Source organism: Enterobacter sp. SGAir0187 (genome assembly GCF_002952735.2).
GTDB classification, from domain to species: Bacteria; Pseudomonadota; Gammaproteobacteria; order Enterobacterales; family Enterobacteriaceae; genus Enterobacter; species Enterobacter quasiroggenkampii.
Genome location: NZ_CP025034.2, coordinates 679,539 through 703,780, shown reverse-complemented (window position 1 = coordinate 703,780; position 24,242 = coordinate 679,539). Strand labels below are relative to the sequence as shown.

Annotated in this window: 27 protein-coding genes; 14 read left to right on the top strand and 13 right to left on the bottom strand. The window is 53.6% G+C overall.

Features of this window, described 5'->3' with window-relative positions:
* Nucleotides 1–33 precede the first annotated feature (33 nt).
* The 3 genes from icd (at nt 34) to CWR52_RS03395 (ending at nt 2,029) form a co-directional block, all read left to right on the top strand.
* A complete protein-coding gene (icd, locus tag CWR52_RS03405) occupies nt 34–1,284 on the top strand; it encodes an NADP-dependent isocitrate dehydrogenase (RefSeq protein WP_008500752.1) in 1,251 nt (416 codons plus the stop codon).
* 77 nt (nt 1,285–1,361) lie between these two features.
* Nucleotides 1,362–1,709, top strand: coding sequence for a DUF1304 domain-containing protein (locus CWR52_RS03400; protein ID WP_104948842.1), 348 nt, complete (start codon nt 1,362–1,364; stop codon nt 1,707–1,709).
* 74 nt (nt 1,710–1,783) lie between these two features.
* Nucleotides 1,784–2,029, top strand: coding sequence for a DUF2543 family protein (locus CWR52_RS03395; protein ID WP_025911748.1), 246 nt, complete (start codon nt 1,784–1,786; stop codon nt 2,027–2,029).
* Between the two features lie 290 nt (nt 2,030–2,319).
* Here the strand turns inward: CWR52_RS03395 and CWR52_RS03390 are convergent, their stop codons facing one another.
* A complete protein-coding gene (locus CWR52_RS03390; protein ID WP_104948841.1) occupies nt 2,320–3,819 on the bottom strand; it encodes an EAL domain-containing protein in 1,500 nt (499 codons plus the stop codon).
* A 236-nt stretch (nt 3,820–4,055) separates the two neighbouring features.
* Here CWR52_RS03390 and CWR52_RS03385 point away from each other — a divergent pair, with 236 nt between their 5' ends.
* The 3 genes from CWR52_RS03385 to CWR52_RS03370 all read left to right on the top strand — a co-directional run bounded on the left by CWR52_RS03385 (nt 4,056) and on the right by CWR52_RS03370 (nt 7,706).
* Nucleotides 4,056–5,576, top strand: coding sequence for an EAL domain-containing protein (locus CWR52_RS03385; protein ID WP_104950884.1), 1,521 nt, complete (start codon nt 4,056–4,058; stop codon nt 5,574–5,576).
* A 113-nt stretch (nt 5,577–5,689) separates the two neighbouring features.
* Nucleotides 5,690–7,174 carry a sensor domain-containing diguanylate cyclase gene (locus tag CWR52_RS03380; RefSeq protein ID WP_414650399.1) on the top strand — a complete coding sequence of 495 codons (1,485 nt, stop codon included), beginning with the start codon at nt 5,690–5,692 and terminating at the stop codon, nt 7,172–7,174.
* Nucleotides 7,175–7,457: 283 nt separating this feature from the next.
* Nucleotides 7,458–7,706, top strand: coding sequence for a GlsB/YeaQ/YmgE family stress response membrane protein (locus tag CWR52_RS03370; RefSeq protein ID WP_008500746.1), 249 nt, complete (start codon nt 7,458–7,460; stop codon nt 7,704–7,706).
* A 129-nt stretch (nt 7,707–7,835) separates the two neighbouring features.
* On the opposite strand, the gene CWR52_RS03365 is transcribed toward CWR52_RS03370, so the two are convergent.
* On the bottom strand, nt 7,836–7,934 hold the full coding sequence (locus CWR52_RS03365; protein ID WP_014883431.1) for a YoaK family small membrane protein: 99 nt from the start codon (nt 7,932–7,934) through the stop codon (nt 7,836–7,838).
* Between the two features lie 45 nt (nt 7,935–7,979).
* Nucleotides 7,980–9,008 carry a sensor domain-containing diguanylate cyclase gene (locus tag CWR52_RS03360; RefSeq protein ID WP_104950882.1) on the bottom strand — a complete coding sequence of 343 codons (1,029 nt, stop codon included), beginning with the start codon at nt 9,006–9,008 and terminating at the stop codon, nt 7,980–7,982.
* A gap of 309 nt (nt 9,009–9,317) precedes the next feature.
* Here CWR52_RS03360 and CWR52_RS03355 point away from each other — a divergent pair, with 309 nt between their 5' ends.
* Together CWR52_RS03355 and CWR52_RS03350 are read left to right on the top strand one after the other, a co-directional pair.
* On the top strand, nt 9,318–9,572 hold the full coding sequence (locus CWR52_RS03355; RefSeq protein ID WP_045910230.1) for a DUF333 domain-containing protein: 255 nt from the start codon (nt 9,318–9,320) through the stop codon (nt 9,570–9,572).
* A gap of 80 nt (nt 9,573–9,652) precedes the next feature.
* The gene (locus CWR52_RS03350; RefSeq protein WP_104948839.1) at nt 9,653–9,958 is read left to right on the top strand and encodes a hypothetical protein; all 306 of its coding nucleotides are present in this window, start codon (nt 9,653–9,655) and stop codon (nt 9,956–9,958) included.
* Here CWR52_RS03350 and CWR52_RS03345 read toward each other — a convergent pair whose 3' ends face one another.
* On the bottom strand, nt 9,959–10,303 hold the full coding sequence (locus CWR52_RS03345) for a DUF488 domain-containing protein (protein WP_048027500.1): 345 nt from the start codon (nt 10,301–10,303) through the stop codon (nt 9,959–9,961).
* 101 nt (nt 10,304–10,404) lie between these two features.
* On the opposite strand from CWR52_RS03345, the gene CWR52_RS03340 reads away from it, so the two are divergent.
* Nucleotides 10,405–11,112, top strand: a complete 708-nt coding sequence (locus CWR52_RS03340; protein ID WP_048222585.1) for a CTP synthase C-terminal region-related (seleno)protein — start codon at nt 10,405–10,407, stop codon at nt 11,110–11,112.
* A 31-nt stretch (nt 11,113–11,143) separates the two neighbouring features.
* On the opposite strand, the gene CWR52_RS03335 is transcribed toward CWR52_RS03340, so the two are convergent.
* Nucleotides 11,144–12,331: a CynX/NimT family MFS transporter gene (locus CWR52_RS03335; protein WP_104948838.1), complete on the bottom strand. Its 1,188-nt coding sequence runs from the start codon at nt 12,329–12,331 to the stop codon at nt 11,144–11,146.
* A gap of 99 nt (nt 12,332–12,430) precedes the next feature.
* Between CWR52_RS03335 and CWR52_RS03330 the strand changes: the two genes are divergently transcribed.
* Nucleotides 12,431–13,222 (top strand): AraC family transcriptional regulator, encoded by a 792-nt coding sequence (locus CWR52_RS03330; protein ID WP_104948837.1) that lies wholly within the window; start codon nt 12,431–12,433, stop codon nt 13,220–13,222.
* Here CWR52_RS03330 and CWR52_RS03325 read toward each other — a convergent pair.
* On the bottom strand, nt 13,206–13,652 hold the full coding sequence (locus CWR52_RS03325) for a DUF441 domain-containing protein (RefSeq protein ID WP_008500737.1): 447 nt from the start codon (nt 13,650–13,652) through the stop codon (nt 13,206–13,208). The two genes, CWR52_RS03330 and CWR52_RS03325, sit on opposite strands and share 17 nt — an antisense overlap.
* Nucleotides 13,653–13,797: 145 nt before the next feature.
* Between CWR52_RS03325 and yoaI the strand changes: the two genes are divergently transcribed.
* The gene (yoaI, locus tag CWR52_RS03320) at nt 13,798–13,902 is read left to right on the top strand and encodes a small membrane protein YoaI (RefSeq protein ID WP_010430055.1); all 105 of its coding nucleotides are present in this window, start codon (nt 13,798–13,800) and stop codon (nt 13,900–13,902) included.
* A gap of 20 nt (nt 13,903–13,922) precedes the next feature.
* Here yoaI and CWR52_RS03315 read toward each other — a convergent pair whose 3' ends face one another.
* The 3 genes from CWR52_RS03315 to yeaG form a co-directional block, all read right to left on the bottom strand.
* A complete protein-coding gene (locus tag CWR52_RS03315) occupies nt 13,923–14,423 on the bottom strand; it encodes a YbaK/prolyl-tRNA synthetase associated domain-containing protein (RefSeq protein WP_008500735.1) in 501 nt (166 codons plus the stop codon).
* 99 nt (nt 14,424–14,522) lie between these two features.
* Entirely contained in the window at nt 14,523–15,806 is a 1,284-nt protein-coding gene (locus tag CWR52_RS03310; RefSeq protein ID WP_032651499.1) for a YeaH/YhbH family protein, read from the bottom strand.
* A gap of 74 nt (nt 15,807–15,880) precedes the next feature.
* Nucleotides 15,881–17,815, bottom strand: coding sequence for a protein kinase YeaG (gene yeaG, locus CWR52_RS03305; protein WP_008500713.1), 1,935 nt, complete (start codon nt 17,813–17,815; stop codon nt 15,881–15,883).
* Nucleotides 17,816–18,245: 430 nt separating this feature from the next.
* Between yeaG and CWR52_RS03300 the strand changes: the two genes are divergently transcribed.
* Entirely contained in the window at nt 18,246–18,992 is a 747-nt protein-coding gene (locus CWR52_RS03300) for a MipA/OmpV family protein (RefSeq protein WP_045910236.1), read from the top strand.
* Nucleotides 18,993–19,070: 78 nt separating this feature from the next.
* Here CWR52_RS03300 and CWR52_RS03295 read toward each other — a convergent pair whose 3' ends face one another.
* Nucleotides 19,071–19,955: a D-hexose-6-phosphate mutarotase gene (locus CWR52_RS03295; RefSeq protein WP_048027505.1), complete on the bottom strand. Its 885-nt coding sequence runs from the start codon at nt 19,953–19,955 to the stop codon at nt 19,071–19,073.
* A gap of 72 nt (nt 19,956–20,027) precedes the next feature.
* Nucleotides 20,028–21,023 (bottom strand): glyceraldehyde-3-phosphate dehydrogenase, encoded by a 996-nt coding sequence (gene gapA / locus CWR52_RS03290; protein WP_006809136.1) that lies wholly within the window; start codon nt 21,021–21,023, stop codon nt 20,028–20,030.
* Between the two features lie 341 nt (nt 21,024–21,364).
* On the opposite strand from gapA, the gene msrB reads away from it, so the two are divergent.
* Both msrB and CWR52_RS03280 read left to right on the top strand, forming a co-directional pair.
* The gene (gene msrB, locus CWR52_RS03285; RefSeq protein ID WP_008500710.1) at nt 21,365–21,778 is read left to right on the top strand and encodes a peptide-methionine (R)-S-oxide reductase MsrB; all 414 of its coding nucleotides are present in this window, start codon (nt 21,365–21,367) and stop codon (nt 21,776–21,778) included.
* Between the two features lie 41 nt (nt 21,779–21,819).
* Entirely contained in the window at nt 21,820–22,092 is a 273-nt protein-coding gene (locus tag CWR52_RS03280; protein WP_045327016.1) for a YeaC family protein, read from the top strand.
* Between the two features lie 49 nt (nt 22,093–22,141).
* Here CWR52_RS03280 and CWR52_RS03275 read toward each other — a convergent pair whose 3' ends face one another.
* Entirely contained in the window at nt 22,142–23,395 is a 1,254-nt protein-coding gene (locus tag CWR52_RS03275) for a glycoside hydrolase family 18 protein (RefSeq protein WP_104948836.1), read from the bottom strand.
* A gap of 203 nt (nt 23,396–23,598) precedes the next feature.
* On the bottom strand, nt 23,599–24,240 hold the full coding sequence (gene pncA, locus CWR52_RS03270) for a bifunctional nicotinamidase/pyrazinamidase (protein ID WP_104948835.1): 642 nt from the start codon (nt 24,238–24,240) through the stop codon (nt 23,599–23,601).
* Nucleotides 24,241–24,242 lie beyond the last annotated feature (2 nt).

Below are 24,242 nucleotides of genomic sequence, written 5' to 3'. Positions count from 1 at the left end.
AGTAACAACCAGAAGCGCTCGAAGGAGAGGTTAATGGAAAGCAAAGTAGTTGTTCCGGCGGAAGGTAAAAAGATCACCCTGCAAAACGGCAAGATTAACGTTCCTCACAATCCGATTATTCCGTTCATCGAAGGTGACGGTATCGGTGTAGACGTTACCCCGGCAATGCTGAAAGTGGTTGATGCCGCTGTTGAGAAAGCCTACAAAGGCGAGCGTAAAATTTCCTGGATGGAAATTTACACCGGTGAGAAATCGACGCAAGTTTATGGCCAGGACGTCTGGCTGCCAGCAGAAACGCTGGACCTGATCCGCGACTACCGTGTTGCTATTAAAGGCCCCCTGACTACCCCAGTCGGCGGCGGTATCCGTTCCCTGAACGTGGCGCTGCGTCAGGAGCTGGACCTGTACGTCTGTCTGCGTCCGGTTCGTTACTATCAGGGCACCCCAAGCCCGGTTAAGCACCCTGAACTGACCGACATGGTTATCTTCCGCGAAAACTCAGAAGACATCTACGCGGGTATCGAATGGAAAGCGGACTCTGCTGACGCAGAAAAAGTGATTAAATTCCTGCGCGAAGAGATGGGCGTGAAGAAAATTCGCTTCCCTGAGCATTGTGGTATCGGCATTAAGCCGTGCTCCGAAGAAGGGACCAAGCGTCTGGTGCGTGCAGCAATCGAATATGCGATCACCAACGACCGTGACTCTGTGACCCTGGTTCACAAAGGCAACATCATGAAGTTCACCGAAGGCGCGTTCAAAGACTGGGGCTACCAGTTGGCGAAAGAAGAGTTCGGCGGTGAGCTGATCGACGGCGGCCCATGGCAGAAGATCAAGAACCCGAACACCGGCAAAGAGATCATCATTAAAGATGTGATCGCCGATGCGTTCCTGCAGCAGATCCTGCTGCGTCCTGCAGAATACGACGTGATTGCCTGTATGAACCTGAACGGTGACTACATCTCTGACGCCCTGGCAGCGCAGGTTGGTGGTATCGGTATCGCCCCTGGCGCGAACATCGGTGACGAGTGCGCCCTGTTCGAAGCGACCCACGGTACTGCACCAAAATACGCAGGTCAGGACAAAGTGAACCCAGGCTCTATCATTCTGTCCGCAGAGATGATGCTGCGTCATATGGAATGGTTCGAAGCCGCAGACCTGATCGTTAAAGGTATGGAAGGCGCGATCAACGCGAAAACCGTCACGTACGATTTCGAACGTCTGATGGAAGGCGCTAAGCTGCTGAAATGCTCAGAGTTTGGCGACGCGATTATCGCGAACATGTAATCCAGATTCTGGGTTAAACAAGAGCGGGGGCCTGAGGGTTCCCGTTTTTTTTGCTTCTGCCTGCGGGAGACAACTCAATGTTAGCCACTGTCCTTATCGCTGTCGTTGCACTCATCCATCTCTACATTCTTGTGCTTGAAATGTTCCTGTGGAATACCAAAACAGGGCACAAGGCTTTTAATCTGCGTCCTGATTTTGCGCGCGACACCCGCGTGCTGGCCGCGAATCAGGGGCTGTATAACGGGTTCCTGGCAGCCGGTCTGCTCTGGAGCCTCTGGCTCGGCGAAAACGGGATTCAGGTGGCCATCTTCTTCCTGACCTGTGTACTGATTGCCGGACTTTTTGGCGCAGCCACCGCCAGCCGTAAAATTTTGTATGTGCAGGCCATACCCGCGCTCGCAGCGCTGCTCGCGTTACTCCTCTGAAGCAATGCTTTGGTTGAGATAATGCCTCCGATATACTCGTGACGTTACCTTTATTGATCAGAGACGAGACTGTTATGCACAACGACATCCCACTGAAATATTATGACATTGCCGACGAATACGCGACGGAAGCTGCAGAGCAAGTCGCTGAGTCAGAGCGCGACGCGCTGGCACACTATTTCCAGCTGCTGCTCACCCGCTTAGCGAATAATGAGGAAATCAGCGAGGAAGCCCAGCAGGAGATGGCCACTGAAGCCGGGATCCGTGCGGGTCGTATTGATGATGTTGCGAACTTCCTCAATCAGTGGGGAAATGAATAGCCTGCCTTAGAAACCGTTATGCTGATGCTTTGCGATACAGCTCAGCATCACGCTATCGGACCACATGCATTTTTTCCGCAGAATAGGCGAAGTGGGTTTATCGATAAACAGCGCGAAAATAACGATCAGAAAGAACAGTACCACTGGGAAAAGTAAGGATAATTTCACGTTTTTAACCAAAATCAGAGTGTGCTTCAGGGTAATCTACCGTCTGAATATGACGACTATATGTTTTGGCGGATAAAATGGAAACGCCTGCGTGTAAAAAAACGTGCATGGCAGGCTTCTGATTACGGGGCGACGCCAGTGAGTTGCTTCGCCAGTTCGCTCCGGGTGAGTGCTTTTGAAAAATACCATCCCTGGATCAAGGCATTGGGATATCTGTCCGCAATGAAGCGATATTGAATTTCATTTTCCACGCCCTCGAAAACAAGGGTTTTATTCAACTTCGCAAGGGCATCGCTGAAGATAACAAAGATGTTTTGCTTATAATGCTCGCTGACGCCATCCACCAGCGACTTATCAATTTTAATTTCATCATATTCAAGCTGTGACAGCCGGGCCAGATTTGAATTTTGCACGCCAAAATCATCGATTGAAATTTTAACGCCAAGCGACTTCAGTTCCTGACAGAACTCCTCAAGGATACCCGCCGCGGAAACAGCTTTCTCAGAAAGCTCGACCTTCATCAGGGAAAGGGGGAGGCGATTGACTAAGCACTCGCGACGCAAAATGTTAATAAACTGTCCGTCTTCAATTTCCTTTCGCCCAACGTTGATTGAAACGATCAGCTGATGCTTAATCGCCAGCGGGGCAATTTCTGAAAGGGACTTCGCGATAATATTGCTGTAATATTTTTTATACAGACCGATTTTCTTAATTAATGGGATGAACAGCTCCGGCGAGACGTCTCCGTGCTTTTGATCGCGCCATCGCGACAGAACTTCGACGCCCACGATTTTTTGATCGCGAATACGAATAATGGGCTGATAATTAACGCTGAAGGTATTCGTTATCACGGCTTTGATCAGCGTGCGTTCCAGCGAAAAACGGTCTTCATAGAGACGGAAGATAAATAACGTTATTGCGACCCAGATAAAAAAGAGTATGACCGCGAGAAACGTAAAGATAAACGGGGGGAGCGAGGCCAGTCCCGCATCGTGGTGTTTTACAATCACGCATAGATCCCACAAGGCGCTGCACTGCGGTATGGTCAGGGTGAACAGCACCGAATGGAGCCAGCTTCGCGGCTGCAGCTCAGGGGCGGCTGAAAAAAAGATCCGGCCAAAGTCCTTCGTGGTGGCGCTCAGAGAATAGCTTGCGGTAACCGGGGTGAATTTATCGTAAGCATAGCGGGAGGTGAAGATAATAATATTATTATAAATGGCCGCATTGCCGGTGAAAAAGCCTTTTCTGGAAAACTGCGCCAGGAGAAAACCTCTCGGCGTTTTATGCAGTTCCGCAGGAAGTGGAACGGGCGTCGTGAGTTTACCCCAAAAAGCGGTACAGACAATTTTTCCCTTTTCGATAAAACCGATATCGCTGAAATAGAGGTTATTAAGCTTTATTTGCCTGTAGCTATCAAGGCTGGCTTTATCACATCCCTGCGTCGTTATGCTTTTGAGGCCCAGCGCCACGCTTTGGGACAGATCTTCTGAATAATGTAAAAGGGTTCGGGATATTTCAAGCTGTTTGGTTTTTTGCTGTCCGATGATAACCACGTTGACCGCATAAAGAGACAGGATGACCAGAAGCGTTGAAACGATCGCAACGGCAATGCGCTTTTTCATTTTCCAGTTATCCTGTCCGCTCCCTGATTTCACAAAGCTTAACACAGCCAGGGCAAGGCACAAGCCTGATAGTCACGTCGGGTGAGCAAATTGGGGCGGGTGAACTCATACGAAAGCATCAGTTTTTTAAGACAATTCTCAGCTAAGCTATTTTCATTGTGATAAGCAACGCCGGGTAAACCACGGGTTCTTCTTTCCGATCCTCCATGCTGGTTTATTCTATTAAGGAAAACATCGTGCGTAACGTGATGATCCCTGTTCTCAGTGCCTTGTTTCTTTTTCTGATCGGCATACTGATTATTAACTGGCAGTTATGGCAGATGGCGAAAATGAATAATGTTCATACCGCCACGGTAAGCACCCAGAAAATAGAAAGCATTCTGTCGGAAGCCGTCAGTGCGGCCAGCGCGGCGAAGCGCGTTGCGGAGCAGGGGTGTAGCAGCAGCGGCCAGCTGGCGCTGGGGACAGAAGCCGCGCTAAAACCGCATCTGCGCGCCATCATGATCCAGCAGCAGGGGAAAATCATCTGTACTTCCCTTCCCGGGAATGGCGTTTTGATTGTGCATCCGGAGACGTTACCTGAACAAAAATTAATGCTGCTACCCGGTAACCGACTGGTGAACGGCATCCCGGTGCTTGTCTTCCAGATGCCTATCGCGGGAGGGCGCGTCATCGTCAGCGTCAGCGATGCGCATTTGCAGGACGTCATCGCGAACGCATCAAACAGCGTTGACCTGGGGTTGGTTGTCGGCGACAGGATGTTTACGCGCAACGGTGAGGTGACCGGCTGGAAAGCGGCCTCGTGGGCGGGGTCACTGACGACCTCTTCGCGCTTCCCCTTCAGTCTGGCCTGGCAACCGCCTGCTTTTTTTAGCCTGACGCGGCTACTGCAACAGGGCTGGAGCCTGATACTGCTGATTCTCGCGCTATCCCTGGCGGTGGGCATTTTGATCCGCCGCTACAAGGGAAAAAGTACCACCTTTGAAGACGATTTGCGTAAGGCCATTTTGCAGGGAGAGATCGTGCCTTATTACCAGCCGATCGTGAACGGCGATACCGGCGGGTTATACGGGGTTGAAGTCCTGGCAAGGTGGAAGCATCCTAAGTCAGGCTTTATCCCGCCGGACGTCTTTATTCCGATTGCTGAACGTAGCGGGTTGATTATTCCCCTGACCAAAGGCTTGATGGCGAAAGTGGTGACACAGCTTAAGCCGCTGTTGCCTAAGTTGCCGGACGGGTTCCATATCGGGGTGAACATCAGCGCCAGACACATCAATGCCCCTTCTTTCATCGGTGACTGCCGAATCTTCGGCAAGGGGTTTCAGGGTAAAGCCGTGAAGCTGGTTCTTGAGGTGACCGAGCGTGAACCGTTGATCGATAATCCTCATCTGGTGGAAAACCTCAACGCGCTGCATAACGCCGGTTTTGTCATTGCACTGGATGATTTTGGTACAGGGTATTCCGGGCTGTCATGTCTCAATGCGCTTGCCATAGATTATATTAAAATTGATAAAAGCTTTGTTAACCGGGTATCAGAGGAGAAGGACTCAACGATCCTGCTGGACTGCGTTATTGACCTGGCGAAAAAACTCTCGTTGCGTATTGTGGCTGAAGGCGTAGAAACGAAAGAGCAGCTGGAGTATCTCAACCGTAATGAGATTACCCTGCTGCAGGGTTATTATTTTGGTAAACCCGTCTCCTATATCGATTTTATTAAAGTCATTTTATCTAAGCCCCGGGAGACGGTAAGTTTGTAAAACGAAATTACGACGAGCTTCTGTTATATGCTTAAGTGCAATTCATTTTCCTCTTATCCTGAGCTTTGTTACAGTGACAAGAGTTGTCAGCCAGGGATATCAGGCGTGATAAGGTGGAAAAGCTCGTGCATGTGAAAAATACTTTTTACACAACAACCATTACCGTCATCATTGTCTCATTGATCATCTCGCTGGCGCTTGCCGTCCAAATTGCCACGTCCAGAGAGCAGTCAATCCAGCAAATTAATACCAGCGTCGCTAACCTGAGCCATACCCTTGATGTCTATACCGAAGGGATCATGCGCCAGAGTGAAATGTTAATTACTACCGTTTCCGACATAATCGAAATTTATGGCATGACCCCGCAGCAGGCGACTCATATTCAGCGGATGATAAATAATCAGGATAATCTCCTTACCCAGATTAATAATGTGGTTGTTTACGATGCTCAGGGCGATATCTTTACCGCGTTGCATGAAAGTTTTACGGGGCCACGCAAAGGCTCGGACAGAGAGTTTTTTATCTATCACAAGGAAAATAAAACTCAGCAGGTCTTTATTGGGGAGCCGGTGGTAAGCAGAACCAATGGTAAATGGGTTATCACCCTCAGCCGGCGCCTTGAAACCCAGACCGGGGCATTTAACGGTGTGGTGGTGGTGACGCTGGGTATTGAAAATTTTCTGGCACTCTACGGGCAGATTAATATCGGCCACTCGGGCGTCATCGGCTTAACGACGCAATCAGGCGTGCTGCTGGTCCGGTATCCCTTTAAAAATACCTATATCGGCACGATTGTTTCTGATTCACCGCTCTTCAGGAAATATCTCAAAGTACAAAATACGGGGATAGCCAGCTCCATCTCACGGTTTGATAAAATCGAGCGCATCTATGCCTATGAGAAAAACATTCGCTACGGACTGGTCACCACCGTGGCGGTTAGTATTGATGAAGCTCTTGCCCCCTGGCGCAAACAGGCGATTCAGCTGGCGGTACTCATTTTCGTGTTCACGGCGATACTCATCGTCGCGTCATACTTCCTGTATTCTGACCTGTCCCGTAAAACACGGGATAACAAAGCGCTGAAGATTATTGCCTCAGAAGATGCGTTGACCGGGCTGTACAATCGCCGCGTCTTTGATGAAAAAATCCTCTCGGACATCGCTATGTGTGCCGCGCATGACGCACCGATTTCGATACTGATCGTGGACGTGGACTACTTCAAAAAATACAACGATAACTACGGCCATCCGGAAGGGGATCGGTGTCTGGCTATGCTTGGAAACAGCCTCAGGGAGAGCCTTACCCGTGATAATCAGCTTGTGGCGCGATACGGCGGAGAGGAGTTTGCGCTGATATTGCCGGATACGGATATTCAGGAGGCGCTTCGTCTGGCCCAGACGATTATTCGCAATGTGTTCTCGCTGCAAATCGCCCATGCCTTTAGCCCCTTCGGTCGGGTGACGGTAAGCGTCGGGATTTCTACCGCCCGTGCCGTCGACATCGCGGGCAGCCAGCAAAATATCATTATTGCCGCAGACCAGGCGCTCTATCAGGCGAAACGCGCGGGACGTAACCGGTACGCGTTTGTTGGAGTATGAGCAAAAAAAAACCCACTCAGGAGTGGGCAAGAAATACTGGAAGCAATGTGAGCAATGTCGTACTGAATACCTGAGTGTTTCTCTCAACTATTCAGTGTTGAGAAAGATAATCTTTCTCAACAAAAGATGCAACCCCACACTTTATGTGGCCCGTACATTTTGTTGATGAATAATTCCTCACTCTCTCACTGTGATGCTTATCACAAATTTCCTTTCTGGAATCCTGTGCTATTCTTTTTTGTGTCGTTGATTTAATGACAAAAACCATACAGAGAGGAAAGTTATGGGAATTTTATCCTGGATTATCTTTGGGCTTATTGCGGGTATTCTGGCGAAGTGGATCATGCCGGGCAAAGATGGCGGTGGGTTTATCGTCACCGTAATACTGGGTATTGTCGGCGCGGTAGTCGGCGGCTGGATCAGTACGCTGTTCGGTTTTGGCAAGGTCGATGGCTTTAACTTCGGCAGTTTCGCCGTCGCGGTGATCGGTGCGCTGGTTGTTCTGTTTATCTACAGAAAGATCAAAAGCTAAGGTCTTAAAGCGTTGAAAAAGGCTGCCGGATGGCGGCCTTTTTACGTATCGGGTTTACCACCAGCCAAGCTGCGTGCCGGCAAACGCTGCAATGGCAACGATTAGCATAATGACGGTTGTCTTCCGCATTTACGCCCCCGGCGCCGCGTAGCCGCCAACAAAAAACCATGCTAAAAAAACCACCGCCGTTATAAAAATAACGACCGGGAAGAGGATCCCTATTCTCATACCATCACCTGTTTCGGTTTCTGTAACGCCGTAGAGTGTACGGGGTTAATCCATAGTGAGAAAGCGTGTTTTGCTTTTTCCTTTCTTATCCTGATACATCGCCACATCCGCAGCGCGTAACGCGCTGTCAGGATCGGTTGCGGCAGGGTCCACTTCGATCACGCCGAAACTGGCGCCCGGATAAATAATATGAACGCTGCCGAGCCAGTATTCACCGGCGATGCAGGCGCTAAGGCGCGTTTTGAGCAGCGTAAGCTGCGCGTTATCCCCGTCCTGGTGGGGCTGGCTCAGCGACGCGACCAGAAATTCATCCCCGCCCAGACGACCGATAATATCGTCCTGCTGTTTCTCTTCGTTCAAACGCTTGCCCACTTCTATCAGGAACTGGTCGCCAGACTCGTGGCCGTAACGATCGTTAATCAGCTTGAAATCATCCAGATCGATAAACGCGATGATGGCGTTACGCTTCAGGTGCCGGGCCAGAGAAAAGAGGGTGGTCAGATCTTCAAAAATGGCGCGACGGTTGGGTAAACCGGTAAGGGCATCCGTATAGGAGTGCGCGATGAGGGCCGCATTGGCTTCGCGAAGCTGGGTCACCAGCGACTCTTTCTGAATGGACTGGGCAATCAGCCCGGCGAAGAGCTTCAGCACCTGTTCAGCGCGCTCGCTCAGCGGCTTTCTGGCCGTGCTGGTGGCGCAGAGCGTTCCGTAAAGTGAACCATCCGCAAGATGGACAGGAATACTCATGTAGGTGGTAATGCCAAGCGCTTTTGCGGCTTCACACTCGGGCCAACGTTCGGGCACGTCATTGCTGAACATCGTGTCACTATCCAGCGCGCGTTTGCACAGCGTCTCATCCCATGGGACGCTCAGCCCCTCCGGGATCGTCATCTGTTTGCTGTTGCGGGCGTAGAGGATGTGCTGCAGCCGCGCCTCGATATCCACCTTCGTCAGGTAGGTCGACTCCATGTCGGTGACAATTTCCAGCATCTCCAGCAGCTGGCGAACGAGGCTTCCAAGGGATTGCTCGGTGGCAAGGGTTTCTGAAACGCGAGCGAGGATAAGGTCCGACATGACGTAGAATGACTCCCAGGCAGAAGACGTCTGCATCTGCATGTTATGCTGAGTTTTTAGGCTTCAGGCATAGTAAAACACGAATACAGAAAATTTAATATATGCAGGAAGCGGGGAGCAGGCGAGAAAAAAAGCCCCGTTGTTGAGGCCGGGGCAAAGACATCTTGATTACGGAATGATGTTCTCTGGTCATATCGAGAACATGCCACACTATAGTGCTGAAAAGTGCAGTTAAAATGGAGAAATCATGGAGAACGCGGCGATGACCCGTTACCCTTAGGGTGTAATGACGTCAAAAGGATCAATGAGATGAGATTTCTGCTTCTGACGCTGGCGCTTCCTCTGGCCGCCTGCACCGCAAAAACCACGCCACCCGATGCGCCGAAACCGCCGCACGTTATCGGTATGGCGAACCCGGCCTCCGTCTACTGCCTGGAGAAAGGCGGGGAACAGATCCCGGTTCAAAGCCCGCAGGGCGTTCGCACCGAGTGCAAATTACCGGGCGGGGAAGTGATCGATGAATGGACGCTCTATCGTCGCGATCATCCGCAACCCACCAGGTGACAGACGGATACCGCCTGCGATACACTTCTCTTTAGGATTAATCTTAGCCAGTTTCTGGCGTTCGTTTCCGCGAGAGAAGTATGTTTCAGCTAAAACCGGGCAGCATGGCGATGATCGTGGGTGCCCGCACGGCGTCAGGCCGTCGCAATATTGGTAAATCTGTTGAGCTGTTTGGCCTTTGCCAGCCTGGCCTGCGTTTCGTTAACCCGGTCAACGGCGTGATGACGCAATTACCCACTACCGCAGATCGCGCACTTTGGCTGGTGACGGGTGATGTCTACGCCTTCGATAACCAGCACGGCTTTGCGTTTGTCCGCGCCGAACATCTGATGCCGCTCACCCCGGATGACGCACCGCAAATTCTGGATGAACTGACGATCGGCTGATCACAGATGGCGCAGCCAGTCGGCTAAGACCAGGGCGTGATTTTGCTCCGTGTTTTTGGCAGCAAAGAGCAGGGTGACGGTCTGCCTGCGCGCCAGCGTCGCCAGACGCGCGCCCTCGTCAGCCTGCTGCGCCAGCTCTTCCCGATAGGCCTGACTGAAGGCGGTGAAATCAATCGTTTCGCTATGAAAGGCCTTGCGTAGTTCAGTCGAGGGCGCGAGCGCTTTACACCATTCGTCATACACGAGATCCGTTTTCTTAACGCCGCGCGGCCACAGCCTGTCCACCAGTACCCGATAGCCGTCGTCAGAGCCTGCCTGTTCGTAGACCCGTTTGCACTGAATCATGATTTCACCCTCCCAATTTAAGGTATTGTGATAATTGCAAAAGATCGGTAGTCTGAGGTTCCTTATGTTATCTGATAATACTCTGGCATAAGGAACCTTTCATGGAACACCTCCCGGTTAAAACGACGCTGCGCATTGCGCTGGTTGGCGATTACAATCCCAATGTTATTGCGCATCAGGCGATCCCGCTAGCCATTGACGACGCCGCCGCAGTGCTTGACCTCACCGCCGATTACGACTGGCTGGCCACGACGGAGCTGACAAGCTCTGAAGATCTGGTGGGCTACGATGCCATCTGGCTGGTTCCTGCCAGCCCCTACAAAAACACCGAGGCCGCTTTTATCGCCGCGCGCTACGCCCGTGAAAACAGCATCCCGTTCCTGGGCACCTGCGGCGGGTTCCAGCATGCGCTGATTGAGTATGCCCGTAACGTGCTGGGCTGGGCTGATGCGGCACACGCTGAGACGGATACCGAAGGCACCATGGTGATTGCGCCGCTGACCTGCTCGCTGGTGGAAAAAACTGATGCGATTGAACTGCGCAGGAATACGCTGATCGCCAAAGCGTACGGCAAGCCGGAAATTGAAGAGGGATATCACTGTAACTATGGCGTGTCTCCAGCGTTTGCACAGGCGCTGGAAAACGGAGATATGCATGTGACGGGCTGGGACGATCAGGGTGAAATTCGTGCCGCGGAGCTGGTGACGCACCCGTTCTTCGTGATCACCTTATTCCAGCATGAGCGTGCTGCACTGGAAGGACGTCCGGTCGTGCTGGTACAGGCGATGCTGCGCGCGGCGCGCGGGTAAAAAAGGCAGACCCGAGGGTCTGCCACACTGTTTAACGGGGCGCGATCTCCCGGTCTCGCCCGGCTAAGATGCCGCAGAGGGCCATTATCACGGCGGCCAGCGCGCATCCCAAGAGCGGGATCCGCCAGTCTCCCGCGCTATCGTGAATTTTCCCCATTAGCGGAGGGCCGCAGGCGGCGAGCAGATAGCCAATCGACTGCGCCATGCCGGACAACGCTGCCGCGTGGTGTGCAGTGCTGGCGCGCAGACCAATAAACGTCAGGCCGAGGATCATCGTTGCCCCTGTGCCAAAGCCAAACACCAGCGTCCACATTACCGCCATGCCCGGCATAAACCATAATCCCGCCGCACTTATCGCGCACATCAGCGCCACCGCGCCTGCGATCGCCCGCTGGTCTTTCAGACGGTGGAGGATCAGCGGAACGGCGAGTCCCGGCACGGCCGTGGCTAGCTGCAGCAGCCCGTGCACCGAGCCGGCCTGCGCTTCGCTGTAGCCGTGGCTCAGCAGTATCGCCGGCAGCCAGCCGATGATGACGTAGTAAATCAGCGAGTTAATCCCCAAAAAGAGTGTGACCTGCCAGGCGAGGGCCGAGCGCCAGATCGCGCGGTTATGCAGCGCGCCTGCGCCCGTTACCGTTGCGACGTGTTTCTGACGCCACTGCGGCAGCCAGAGCAGCAATGCGACCAGCGGAAACGCCATCAGCATCAGCAGCGCGCCATGCCAGCCCGCACTCCCTTCTGCCAGGGGAACAATCATCGCTGAGCCAAACGCCGCCGAGACGCCCATCGTCAGGGAATAGGCGCCGGTGAGCTTCGCCACTTGGCCCGGAAAATCACGCTTAATTAATCCGGGTAACAGTACGTTCCCGAGCGCAATACCGCAGCCGACGATCGCCGTTCCGGTGAAAAGCAAAGCGGCGGAGGGCAGCGAGCGAACGGCAATCCCGACGCAAATCAGCAGCAGGGCGATAAACAGGCTGCGCTCCATGCCGATACGCCGGGCAACGCCTGCGGCGAGCGGCGAGACGAGGGCGAAAGCCAGCAGGGGCAGGGTGGTCAGCAGACCGGTTTGCGCCGTACTTAAGCCATAATCAAGACGAATGGTATCAAGCAGCGGCGCTGCGCCGGTAAAGGTGACGCGAAGCGTAGTGGCAATCATCAGGATGCCTGCAATCAACAGCGCGCCGTGTTTTCCTGAGGTGCGAATAGCAGTAGTCATTATGTTCTCATACGTTCAAGCGAGCGCACACAATACCGATTTTCTCAGCGGTTGAAATCAGGCTAAAATGACAGTTTATCGCTAATATCGGACAAACTGATGATTGGTCTGGGACTGGAAGGCTACGATCCAGATAGCCAGCACGATGCGGCCGTCGCATTTCGCATTCAGGTGGTGGCGGAGGAACAGTATATTCCCCGGCATCATCACCGTAAGGGGCAGCTGATTCTGGCTCTCGGCGGCGCAATCACCTGTGAAGTGGAAAATGCGATGCTGATGGTGCCGCCTCAGTATGCCGTCTGGATCCCCGGCCAGATGCCGCACAGCAACAGGGCCACGCCGGGCGCGCAGCTCTGCTTTTTGTTTATTGAGCCGGGGGCCGTCAGCCTGCCCGAGCGCTGTTGTACCCTGAAAATCTCCCCTCTGGTGCGGGAGCTGATTTTATCGCTGGCGGAAAAATCGCCTGAGCATCTCTCTCTTGCGACCACGTCGCGCCTGGTGGACGTGCTGTTTGACGAGCTGCCGCTCCAGCGTCAGGAGCATCTGCAGCTGCCCGTGTCGCCCCATCCCAAAATCAGGCTGATGAGCGAGAAGATGGCGGAAGAGCCCGCCGCCTGGCAGACGCTAACGCAGTGGGCGAGTCACTTCGCCATGAGCGAGCGCAATCTGGCGCGGCTGGTGGTGAAAGAGACCGGTCTCAGCTTCCGCCGCTGGCGCCACCAGCTGCAGCTGATTGTGGCGTTACAGCATTTAATAAGCGGGAAATCGGTGCAGCAGGTGGCCCAGTCACTGGGCTATGACTCGACCACCGCGTTTATCACCATGTTCAGGAAGGGATTGGGCCAGACGCCGGCGCGTTATATGGCCAGCCTGACTACGACTTCCCAATAAACAGCGAGACAAGGCCAGCCGCAATCAGCGGGCCGACCGGCACGCCGCGAAAGAGCGCCACGCCCAGCACGGTGCCCACCAGCAGACCCGCCACCAGCGAGGGCTGGCTGCTCATCAGCGTGACGCCGCGACCGCCCAGCCACGACACAAAAATCCCCACCGCGATCGCCACCAGCGATTTCCAGTTTACAAACGAATGCAGCAGCGTTGAGGCGGGAAGGGTGCCGCTGGCGATCGGCGCCATCACCCCAATGGTTAAGATGATAATCCCGATGGTGAGGCCTTGTTTTTCTATCCACGGGAAAAAGGTATTTAACGGGGTCACGCGCACAATGATCAGCACCAGAATCGAGATGGCGACGGTAGTGTTATGGCTGATAAAGCCGAGCGCGGCGAGTGCCAGAAGAATGAGCAGAGTAGGGTCAAACATAGGGAATCCTTGCCAGAATAATTGTTCTGTTTACTGTACGCGCAAACGCGGCAGAGAACAGGGTTAAAAAGATTTTGTCGTTGTCATAACCTTGTCATTTACGCGGATTAAAACGAAAGCAGATATCGCAAAAGGGGTCGCCATCATGAACGATCACATGTTTGTGGAAACGCTGATTATCTCCTCATCGTTTTTCGCTATTGCCGTTATTCTCGTTGCCTCCGTGCTGTTTCTGGAACGAAAAGGCTGACAGGGCGTCAGCCATCGCAGTTACGCTTTATGGAAGGTGACGAGCTCAGGACGGGCGATGCGCAGGTAATCCTGGGTATCCATAATCACGGATTTCTCCAGCAGGCCGGCGTTAAACGCGATTTCGTCAAAGCGCTCGAACAGCAGCGGGTCGGCAACCAGTGCCAGGTCAGGATGAAAGCTAAAGGGCGGGATAGCGCCGAAAACGCAGGCGGTCAGGGCATCGACTTCGGCCGGGCTGGCGAGGGAGGCCTTTAGCCCGCCAAAATGGCTGGCAAGCTGGCTCAGGTCAGCCTGTAGATCGGCGGCCAGAATCGCCAGAACGTGTTTTTTTACGCCGTTTCCCTTCACTTTGCAGACCAGGGCTTTGGCGCCTTGCCGCAGATCGGTTCCGCGAATTTCACTTACCGCTTCACATTTCCCAACCGCCTCGTGTTCCATGACGCGAAAACGCGCGCCCTGCTCAGTAAGTAAGGTAATGAGCTGCTGGTGGGTTCCTGTTCCTATAACGTCGTCAGTCATAACGATTTTCCCGGTGATAATCCAGTATGCAGCGTTCTACATTAGCACGGGATGAACGGGGTCGAAAGAAAACAGCCAGCGGGTTCGCTGGCTGTGGGGTTATGCGTTGCTGGTAGCAGACTGCTTGTGGAACAGCTCCCTGAACACCGGATAAATGTCATCCTGGTCACGGATATGCTGCATGGCAAAATTATCGAACATCGCCTGCAGATGCTCATACTCCCGCCACAGGGTCTGGTGAGCACGACGGGTGATTTCGATATAGCTGTAGTAACGCACCACCGGCAGAATTTTCTTCGCCAGGATCTCGTGACACAGCGGCGAGTCGTCGGCCCAGTTATCGCCATCCGACGCCTGCGCGGCATAAATATTCCACTGCGCCGGGTCGTAGCGCTCTTTGACCACTTCATCCATCAGCTTCAGCGCGCTCGAGACGATGGTGCCCCCGGTCTCCTGCGAGTAGAAGAACTCATGTTCATCCACCTCCTTCGCCTGGGTGTGGTGGCGGATATAGACTACCTCCACGTTCTTATAGGTTCTGCTCAGGAACAGATAGAGCAGGATATAAAAACGCTTCGCCATATCTTTGGTGGCCTGATCCATCGAGCCGGACACGTCCATCAGACAGAACATCACCGCCTGGCTGGAGGGCTCAGGGCGTTTTTCGTAGTTCTTGTAGCGCAGGTCGAAGGTGTCGATAAACGGTACCCGTTCGATCTTCGCCCTCAGCTCTGCAATCTCTTTACGCAGGCGCTCCTCTTCCAGCAGTTGCGCCGGTTCCGTGTTTTCTACTACCTTGAGGCTGCTCTCCAGCTCGCGCAGTTCGCGACGTTTGCCTGCCGTCATGGCCGTGCGTCGCGCCAGCGAATTCTGCAACGAACGCACTACGCTGATGTTGGCGGGCACGCCGTTGGCGGTATAACCCGCGCGGTGGGTTTTATATTCATTAAGCTGACGATGCTGATTCTTTTTCAGATTCGGCAGCGCCAGGTCTTCGAACAGCAGGTCGAGATATTCATCTTTCGAAATCTGGAAGACAAATTCGTCCTGGCCTTCACCGTCCTGGCTGGCCTGTCCCTGACCGCTTCCTGAACCACCGCCGCCGCCCTGAGGGCGCTCAATTCTGTCGTTCTGAACGAAGTGGTCATTACCTGGGTGTACGCGATGGCGCAGGCCGCCTCGCCCCTGATGAAACATCGGTTCGCTGATGTCATCGGTGGGGATGGAGACAGACTCGCCGCTGTCGACGTCGGTCACCGAGCGTTTGTTGATGGCCTCGGAGATAGACTGTTTAATTTGCGCTTTATAACGACGCAAGAAGCGCTGGCGGTTCACCGTGCTCTTGTTTTTGCCGTTAAGACGCCGGTCAATAAACCAGGTCATATACCCCCCGTACTGCATTTGCCAACTTGCATTTTGTAGGCCCGGCAGGCGCTCACCGCCGCCGGGCACTTGTTTTAAGACGATTTACGCACGCGCAGGTACCATTCGCAGAGCAGGCGAACCTGTTTGCGGGTGTAGCCTTTTTCCATCATACGGTCGACAAAATCGTCGTGTTTTTTCTGTTCATCGGTTGAGGTTTTGGCGTTAAACGAGATTACCGGCAGCAGCTCTTCGGTATTGGAGAACATTTTCTTCTCAATGACCGTGCGCAGTTTCTCGTAGCTGGTCCAGTTCGGATTGCGCCCGTTGTTATGCGCTCTGGCGCGCAGGACGAAGTTCACAATCTCGTTACGGAAGTCTTTCGGGTTGCTGATCCCGGCAGGCTTCTCGATTTTTTCCAGCTCCGCGTTCAGGGATTCACGGTCAAACAGCTGGCCGGTATCCGGGTCGCGGTACTCCTGATCCTGGATCCAGAAGTCAGCGTAAGTGACGTAACGGTCGAAAATGTTCTGCCCGTACTCTGAATAAGATTCCAGGTAGGCCGTCTGGATCTCTTTGCCAATGAACTCGGCGTATTTCGGGATCAGGTAACCTTTCAGGAACTCAAGGTAGCGTTCAGCCTGCTCCTGCGGGAACTGTTCGCGTTCAATTTGCTGCTCCAGCACATAGAACAGATGCACCGGGTTGGCCGCCACTTCCGCATGGTCGAAGTTAAAGACGCGGGAGAGGATCTTAAACGCGAAGCGCGTGGACAGGCCGTTCATCCCTTCATCAACCCCGGCGTAGTCGCGGTATTCCTGATACGATTTCGCTTTCGGATCGGTATCCTTCAGGCTCTCACCGTCATACACGCGCATTTTCGAGTAAATGCTGGAGTTTTCCGGCTCTTTCAGGCGCGAAAGGATGGAGAAGCGTGACAGCGTTTCCAGGGTGCCCGGCGCGCACGGCGCATGCACAAGCTCACTGTGGTTAAGCAGTTTCTCGTAAATTTTGATCTCTTCGGAGATCCGCAGGCAGTAAGGCACCTTGACGATGTACACGCGGTCAAGGAAGGCCTCGTTGTTTTTGTTATTACGGAAGGTCACCCATTCAGATTCGTTCGAGTGGGCAAGAATGATCCCGTTAAACGGCAGGGCGGAGATACCTTCCGTCCCGTTGTAGTTTCCTTCCTGAGTCGCCGTCAGCAGTGGATGCAGCACCTTGATGGGCGCTTTAAACATCTCGACGAATTCCATAATCCCCTGGTTAGCCCGGCACAGCGCGCCCGAGTAGCCGTAGGCATCCGGGTCGTTTTGCGCGAAGTTTTCCAGCTTGCGGATGTCGACCTTACCAACCAGCGCCGAAATATCCTGGTTGTTCTCATCACCGGGTTCCGTTTTGGCGATGGCGATCTGTTCCAGGATCGACGGCCAGACCTTGACCACGCGGAATTTGGTGATGTCGCCACCAAATTCGTGCAGGCGTTTGGCCGCCCACGGCGACATGATGGTGCCGAGGTAGCGACGCGGGATGCCGTACTCTTTATCCAGAATCTGCGCATCTTCCTGCGGATTGAACAAGCACAGCGGATGGTCATTCACCGGGCTGCGCTCGCCGTTGGCGCTCAGCACATAGATAGGCACGCGCTGCATCAGCGACTTCAGGCGTTCCGCCAGCGAGGATTTACCGCCGCCCACGGGGCCGAGTAAATAAAGGATCTGTTTCTTCTCTTCCAGACCCTGAGCGGCATGCTTCAGGTAGGAGACAATCTGTTCGATGGCATCTTCCATACCATAGAACTCTTCAAACGCCGGGTATCGGGCGACCACCCGATTCGAAAAGAGACGGGAAAGCCGGGGTTCCAGGGCAGTGTCAACCATGTTTGGCTCACCAATAGCCATCAATAGCCGTTCTGCCGCATTGGCATAGGCACTGCGATCTTGCCGACAGATGGTAAGAAACTCCTGCAGTGTGAACTCTTCGTCCTTGGCAGCTTCATAGCGCTGGCGATAGTGATCGAATATATTCATGGCATGCCGTCCTTTCGTTTTTTAGCACAGGATAAGAGCCGTTCGTATGAGTAGTGGAGGCTCCCGGAAGAGAATCTCTCGCACCTCACTGCCAGAGCAGCAACCTGTGTGCCAGGTCAGACGCTAAGAACCGCAGGTGTTCAGGAAAACTCTTCTTAAATTAAAGCGTAGATGGCATTTGCAAAACTTGCATGCCCATAAAATCTACTTTCAATGACATATCAATAACTCATCCAAAAATTTCCACTCTGGTAATAAGGCAAAAGCACGTTTTTCATTCAGCGTTCATGTAAATGAAAGCAGGTTGTCATCTGATAAGTTAAAAATAATGGGTTAATCGGACTGATTAGCAGGCAAAAAATTTTGGGATGTACGGGAATGGCGGTTACACTTCACCCGCTGATTATTTGACTACAGGAAAGAATGGATTGTGACCAAACTCAAACTTCTGGCATTAGGCATCCTTGCCGCGACCGCAGTAAGCACCGCACAGGCGGAAAGTCAGTGGACGGTTGGCGCGGGTGTTGGCGTCATTAACAGCCCGTACAAACAGTATGACCGTGATGTTTACCCTGTTCCCGTTATCACCTATGAAGGGGATAACGTCTGGTTCCGTGGGCTCGGCGGCGGCTACTATCTGTGGAACGATACGGCCGATAAGCTCTCCATCATGGCCTACTACGATCCGACGCACTTCAAGCCGGGTGATAGCGACAGCCACGCGCTTCGCCAGCTCGACAAGCGTAAAAGCTCGATGATGGCCGGCCTCTCTTATGTGCATAACACCCAGTATGGCTTCCTGCGTACGGCCCTGGCAGGCGATACGCTGGATAACAGCAACGGTTTTATCTGGGACCTGGCGTGGTTGTACCGCTATACCAACGGTGCTTTGACTCTGACCCCAGGGATTGGTGTGCAGTACAACAGCGAGAACTACAACGACTACTATTATGGCGTCTCTAAAAACGAGTCCCGTCGTAGCGGTCTGAAGAGTTACAGCGCAGATGACGGCTGGGATCCGTACCTGGAGCTGACCGCGAGCTATAACTTCCTCGGCGACTGGAGCGTGTACGGTACTGGCCGTTATGAGCGTCTGAGCGATGAAGTGAAGGATAGCCCGATGGTCGACAAGTCCTGGGCAGGCATCTTCTCTGTCGGTGTGACCTACAAGTTCTGATTGTGCACTCAAAGTGTGCAATTGATGCATTAAAACGGGGCGCATGCGCCCCGTTTGCTTTAGTGTGGTGCGGCGAGATTATCGCTTAACAATGCGGATCGTCTGCCCTAAACGAGATGGCTTTTCTTCACTCGCTTTCTGCGGGGTGGTCACGCAGGCGGTTTCCACGCAGACGAACGTTTTATAACCGTCGTCAGGCACGTCGGCCATGCTGACAGACAGCGCCGGACCCGGGTTCCAGCCCACCACGTTGCTATGGTGGTGATGTACCACCTCGATGCCGCGGTTCAGGGCACCGTCGTGGATCATGCTGCATGCTTCCGGATGCAGATAGACGCGGTCGGTACGGTCAGGAAACGCCTGAACGCCGTCACTCAGCTTCCCTTCTTTGGCGTTATCGACTTTGTCGATAAAGGTATCGCCAAGGCCGCTCACCTTCACTGCGCTGATGTCACCCACGTTGAAATAGGTGTGCAGGGCTGAGGTGGTTTCGAACTCGCCATGGGCTTCCAGTTCGATTTCACAGGTTTTACCCAGCTTAAAGCGGGCGTACAGGGTGAAATCATGCGGCCAGAGGGCACGAGTTTCATCGTTAGCCTGCAGCTCAAAGGTCAGCACGGCGCCGTTGTCGTCTTCGTTATGCGCTTTCAGGGTCCACTGCTGGTTACGGGCAAAACCGTGAGAAGGCAAACCCGGCTGTGCGGACGGGCCGAACCACGGCCAGCAGATCGGTACGCCGCCGCGAATCGCCGCCCCTTTTTTGAAAGAGGTCGCATCGCTCAGCCACAATCCCTCTGCTTCACCTTCGGGTTTCCAGGAGAGAAGGTGGGCGCCGTTCAGCGCCACGGAGGCCTTAACGCGTGGATGGTCAACGACGATAACGTCAGCACCGTCAATCTGGCGGCGGGAGAGCACAGGGGTAAGTTGTTCGACTACCGGAAGTGCAAAAATTTTATTAATCATTAAGCAATCCTCTGTCTTATAAATAAAAAAGGCGACCGAAGTCGCCTTTTTGGATCAAACACTCATCTCAACTTATTTGGAGATGTGAGCGATCAGGTCCAGTACTTTGTTAGAGTAGCCGGTTTCGTTGTCGTACCAGGATACCAGTTTAACGAAGTTGTCGTTCAGTGCGATACCTGCTTTAGCATCAAACACGGAAGTGCACACTTCGCCGTTGAAATCGGTAGAAACAACGTCGTCTTCGGTGTAACCCAGAACGCCTTTCATTGGGCCTTCGGAAGCAGCTTTGATTGCTTTCTTAATTTCTTCATAAGAAGCAGCTTTTTCCAGACGAACGGTCAGGTCAACAACGGATACGTTAGGCGTTGGAACGCGGAACGCCATACCAGTCAGTTTGCCATTCAGTTCTGGCAGTACTTTACCTACAGCTTTAGCCGCACCGGTAGAGGATGGGATGATGTTCTGAGCCGCGCCACGGCCGCCGCGCCAGTCTTTGTGAGACGGGCCATCAACGGTTTTCTGAGTAGCGGTGGTTGCGTGAACGGTAGTCATCAGACCTTCGATGATGCCGAAGTTGTCGTTGATAACTTTAGCCAGCGGTGCCAGGCAGTTGGTGGTGCAGGATGCGTTAGACACGATATCCTGGCCAGCGTAAGTTTCGAAGTTTGCACCACGAACGAACATTGGGGTGTTGTCTTTGGAAGGACCAGTCAGAACAACTTTCTTCGCACCAGCAGTGATGTGTTTACGTGCAGTTTCGTCGGTCAGGAAGATACCGGTTGCTTCAGCAACAACGTCAACACCAATTTCGTTCCATTTCAGGTTAGCTGGGTCTTTTTCAGCAGTAACGCGGATGGTTTTGCCATTTACAACCAGGTGGCCGTCTTTCACTTCAACGGTGCCGTCGAAACGACCGTGAGTTGAGTCGTACTTCAGCATGTACGCCATGTATTCAGCGTCCAGGAGATCGTTGATACCAACGATTTCGATGTCAGAACGTTTCTGAGCAGCACGGAAAACAATACGGCCGATACGGCCAAAACCGTTGATACCTACTTTGATAGTCATATATTCCACCAGCTATTTGTTAGTGAATAAAAGGTTGCCTGTAAAATTACAAAAACCTTACGCAGCGTCAAGCGGAATCGTGTCAATCATTGCGACAAATCAATCCTGTGACTAACGTTTGTGCGACTGACTCGCCTCACTTTCCCTTTGAGCTTGCAACCACATGGGGGCTGCGCCCGGAATTTTAAAGTCCTCGCAGGATAAAAATGTGAATGTGATCACAATTGCCTGACCGCCTTTTCGCGACACATAAGTTTAGATCAAAAGTGCACGCAAGGGTGTTAATGTTTTGTTAGAATGCGGGGTAAAAGATGTCTGTTTCTACAGCGAGATGTAAGCATATGTCGAACCAACGTAACCCTGACGATTTGAAAAAAAACCTCACAGAAATGCAGTTTTACGTAACGCAGAACCACGGAACGGAACCCCCGTTCACCGGGCGTTTACTGCACAACAAGCGGGACGGTGTCTACCACTGCCTGGTCTGTGATGCCCCGCTGTTTAATTCACAAACGAAATTTGATTCGGGCTGCGGCTGGCCGAGCTTTTACGAGCCGGTGAGCGATGAGGCTATCCGCTATCTGACCGATTCGTCGCACGGCATGGTGCGCACGGAAATTCGCTGTGGCAACTGCGATGCGCACCTTGGCCACGTCTTCCCGGATGGCCCTCAGCCAACGGGCGAGCGTTTCTGCGTGAATTCAGCCTCAATGAGCTTCACCGATGATGAGAATGGCGACCAGATCAAGGGTTGAAAAAACGATTCAGCAAATTATTCCTTCGAAAGGGCGGGATTGTGAATATTGATGACATGATTAGCGGGATGACGCCGGAAATTTATCAGCGTCTGGTCACCGCCGTAGAGCTGGGAAAATGGCCCGATGGCGTCGCGCTGACCCCGGAGCAGAAAGAGAACAGCCTGCAGCTGGTGATGCTGTGGCAGGCGCGCAACAACACCGACGCGCAGCACATGACGATCGACACCCAGGGCCAGATGGTGATGAAGAGCAAGCGCGAGCTGAAAGAGGACTTCGGCATCACGCCGAAGCCGATTGCGACTTTCAAATAAGGCTCTCCGTGTAGGCCGGGTAAGCGTGAGCGCCACCCGGCACACTACCTTAGTGTGGGATCCCGAGCGACGCCGCCAGCTGCTTCGCTAACCGGTTTTCGTCATCCGCGCCGTACTCCCAGAACATCGCTCCGGCGAGCCCTTTCTCTTTGATGTAGTCCGCTTTGATCGCCACGGATCGCGGGTTCTCATACGAAATCGCAAACAGCGCGCTGCCATCGACACCTTTCACCGAGAGCCACGGCACTTTTGCCTGGTCGTCCCAGTGTTCGGTGAAGCGTCTCTGCGGATCGTTCAGCAGCTTTTTGACGATATCGTTATACTTCACGTAGGTATCTTTGGTCAGGTCATAGCCGAGTGACTTGAACAACCCAATCTCCTGCGGCCCGAAGTAAGGCTGAGTGGCCGGATTTTTTTGCGCATCGGGTTTCGTCCAGTCAATGCCCGGCTCCACGGCGCGTTTCGGTACGCGGCCATAGAAACCAATCCCGAGGTTCATCTGCTGCGGCTTGAGTCCGGCGGCCAGATAGTTGTTCACCACAAAATCGACGCTGTATTTGTCCGCGGCGGCCACCGTCGGCCAGGTGCTGGAGTCATACAGGTTGGCATTGAAGTACTGCGTGCCGTACGCCATGTCGTAGGTCATCAGGTTGATGTAGTCGAGCAGGGGCGCAATCGCTTTCACATCCACCCAGCTTTTCGGACTTTCCGCATTCGCGCCTACCGCAATGGTCACCAGCTTTTTATGCCCGAACGCGTCGCGCATCTCCTTCAGCAGGGCGGTAAAGTTATCCCGGTCGGCGGGCTGGCTTGCCACCAGCCCCCAGGCGCCGTTGACCGGATACTCCCAGTCGAGATCGATCCCGTCCAGACCATATTTTTCGACAATCTCCTGTGCGGAGCGGATGAACACCGCGCGGCTCTCCTGGGTTGCCGCTGCGCCAGAGAAGCCACGCGCGCCCCAGCCGCCGACGGAAAGCAGCACTTTGATGTTCGGGTTTTGCTTACGCAGCGTGGGGATTAAGGCCAGATCGGACGCTACTTTTGGCGATAGCCAGATTTGATGCAGCTTCGCCGGATCTTTCAGCGCGGCGTTGGTTTCGTCTTTTTCGTCGTTATAGACCAGACCAAACGAGTAGTTCAGGTGGGTGATCTGGCGAACGTCCAGTTTATTGATATCGCCACCCGGTCCGGCGGTGACGTCGCCGCCCCCGTTAAAGTAGCCCACGGACATCAGGGAACTGGCGGAGGCAACTGACGCGCAAAGCAAGGGTAATGCTGCCAGCAAGGGCAAACGTTTCATACAAGTTCCTCTTTGACTTAATAAAATTAACCACGCCACGGAAAAGGCGTGGCGAAAAAACAGCCTAAAGAGAATAGCATTGCCGCTTCGCTGAGGTTGCGAGGGAGTTCACTTTATGGGGATCGGAGAGGGGGATTGCCGGGTGGCGGCCGCGCCTTACCCGGCCTACGGGGAAAGCGAAGCCGCCACCCGGCTTAAAAGGCCTAAGCCTGCGTTTCCTGCCAGTCTTCGAGCGTATACAGCGTTGCGCCTTCCGCTGCCATATCCATAAACGCCTGGGCGCTGTCCTGCGGGTGAATGTTCACCCCGCGGCAGCCGTCGGTGATGACGCTGACGGTGTAGCCTAACTGAAGCGCATCCAGCACGGTGAACTTCACGCAGTAGTCCGTTGCCAGGCCCAGCACAATCAGCTCCGTGATTTCGTGGTGACGTAACCACGCATCGAGAGCGGTTTTCTGACGATGCCCGTTATCAAAAAACGCGCTATAGCTGTCAATAGCCGGGTTTTCGCCTTTGTGGAACACCGCGTCGATGGCTTTTTGATTCAGGAGCGGATGCAGCGCTGCGCCTTCGGTCTGCTGTACGCAGTGATCCGGCCAGAAGGTTTGCGCCAGCCCGTCGAGCTCTCCCTGAGTGAAAGGCTCGACGTTATGCTGGCTGGCAAAGCTGCCGTGATTCGCCGGGTGCCAGTCCTGGCTTGCGACAACCGCTTCGCCGCGGGCTTTGCACCAGTCAATCAGCGTGTTGGCCACGTCAACGGTGCTGTCACCTTCGGCGACGGCCAGCGCACCGCCCGCGCAGAAATCATTTTGCAAATCGACCAGGAGCAGGGCGCGTTGCTTCATGA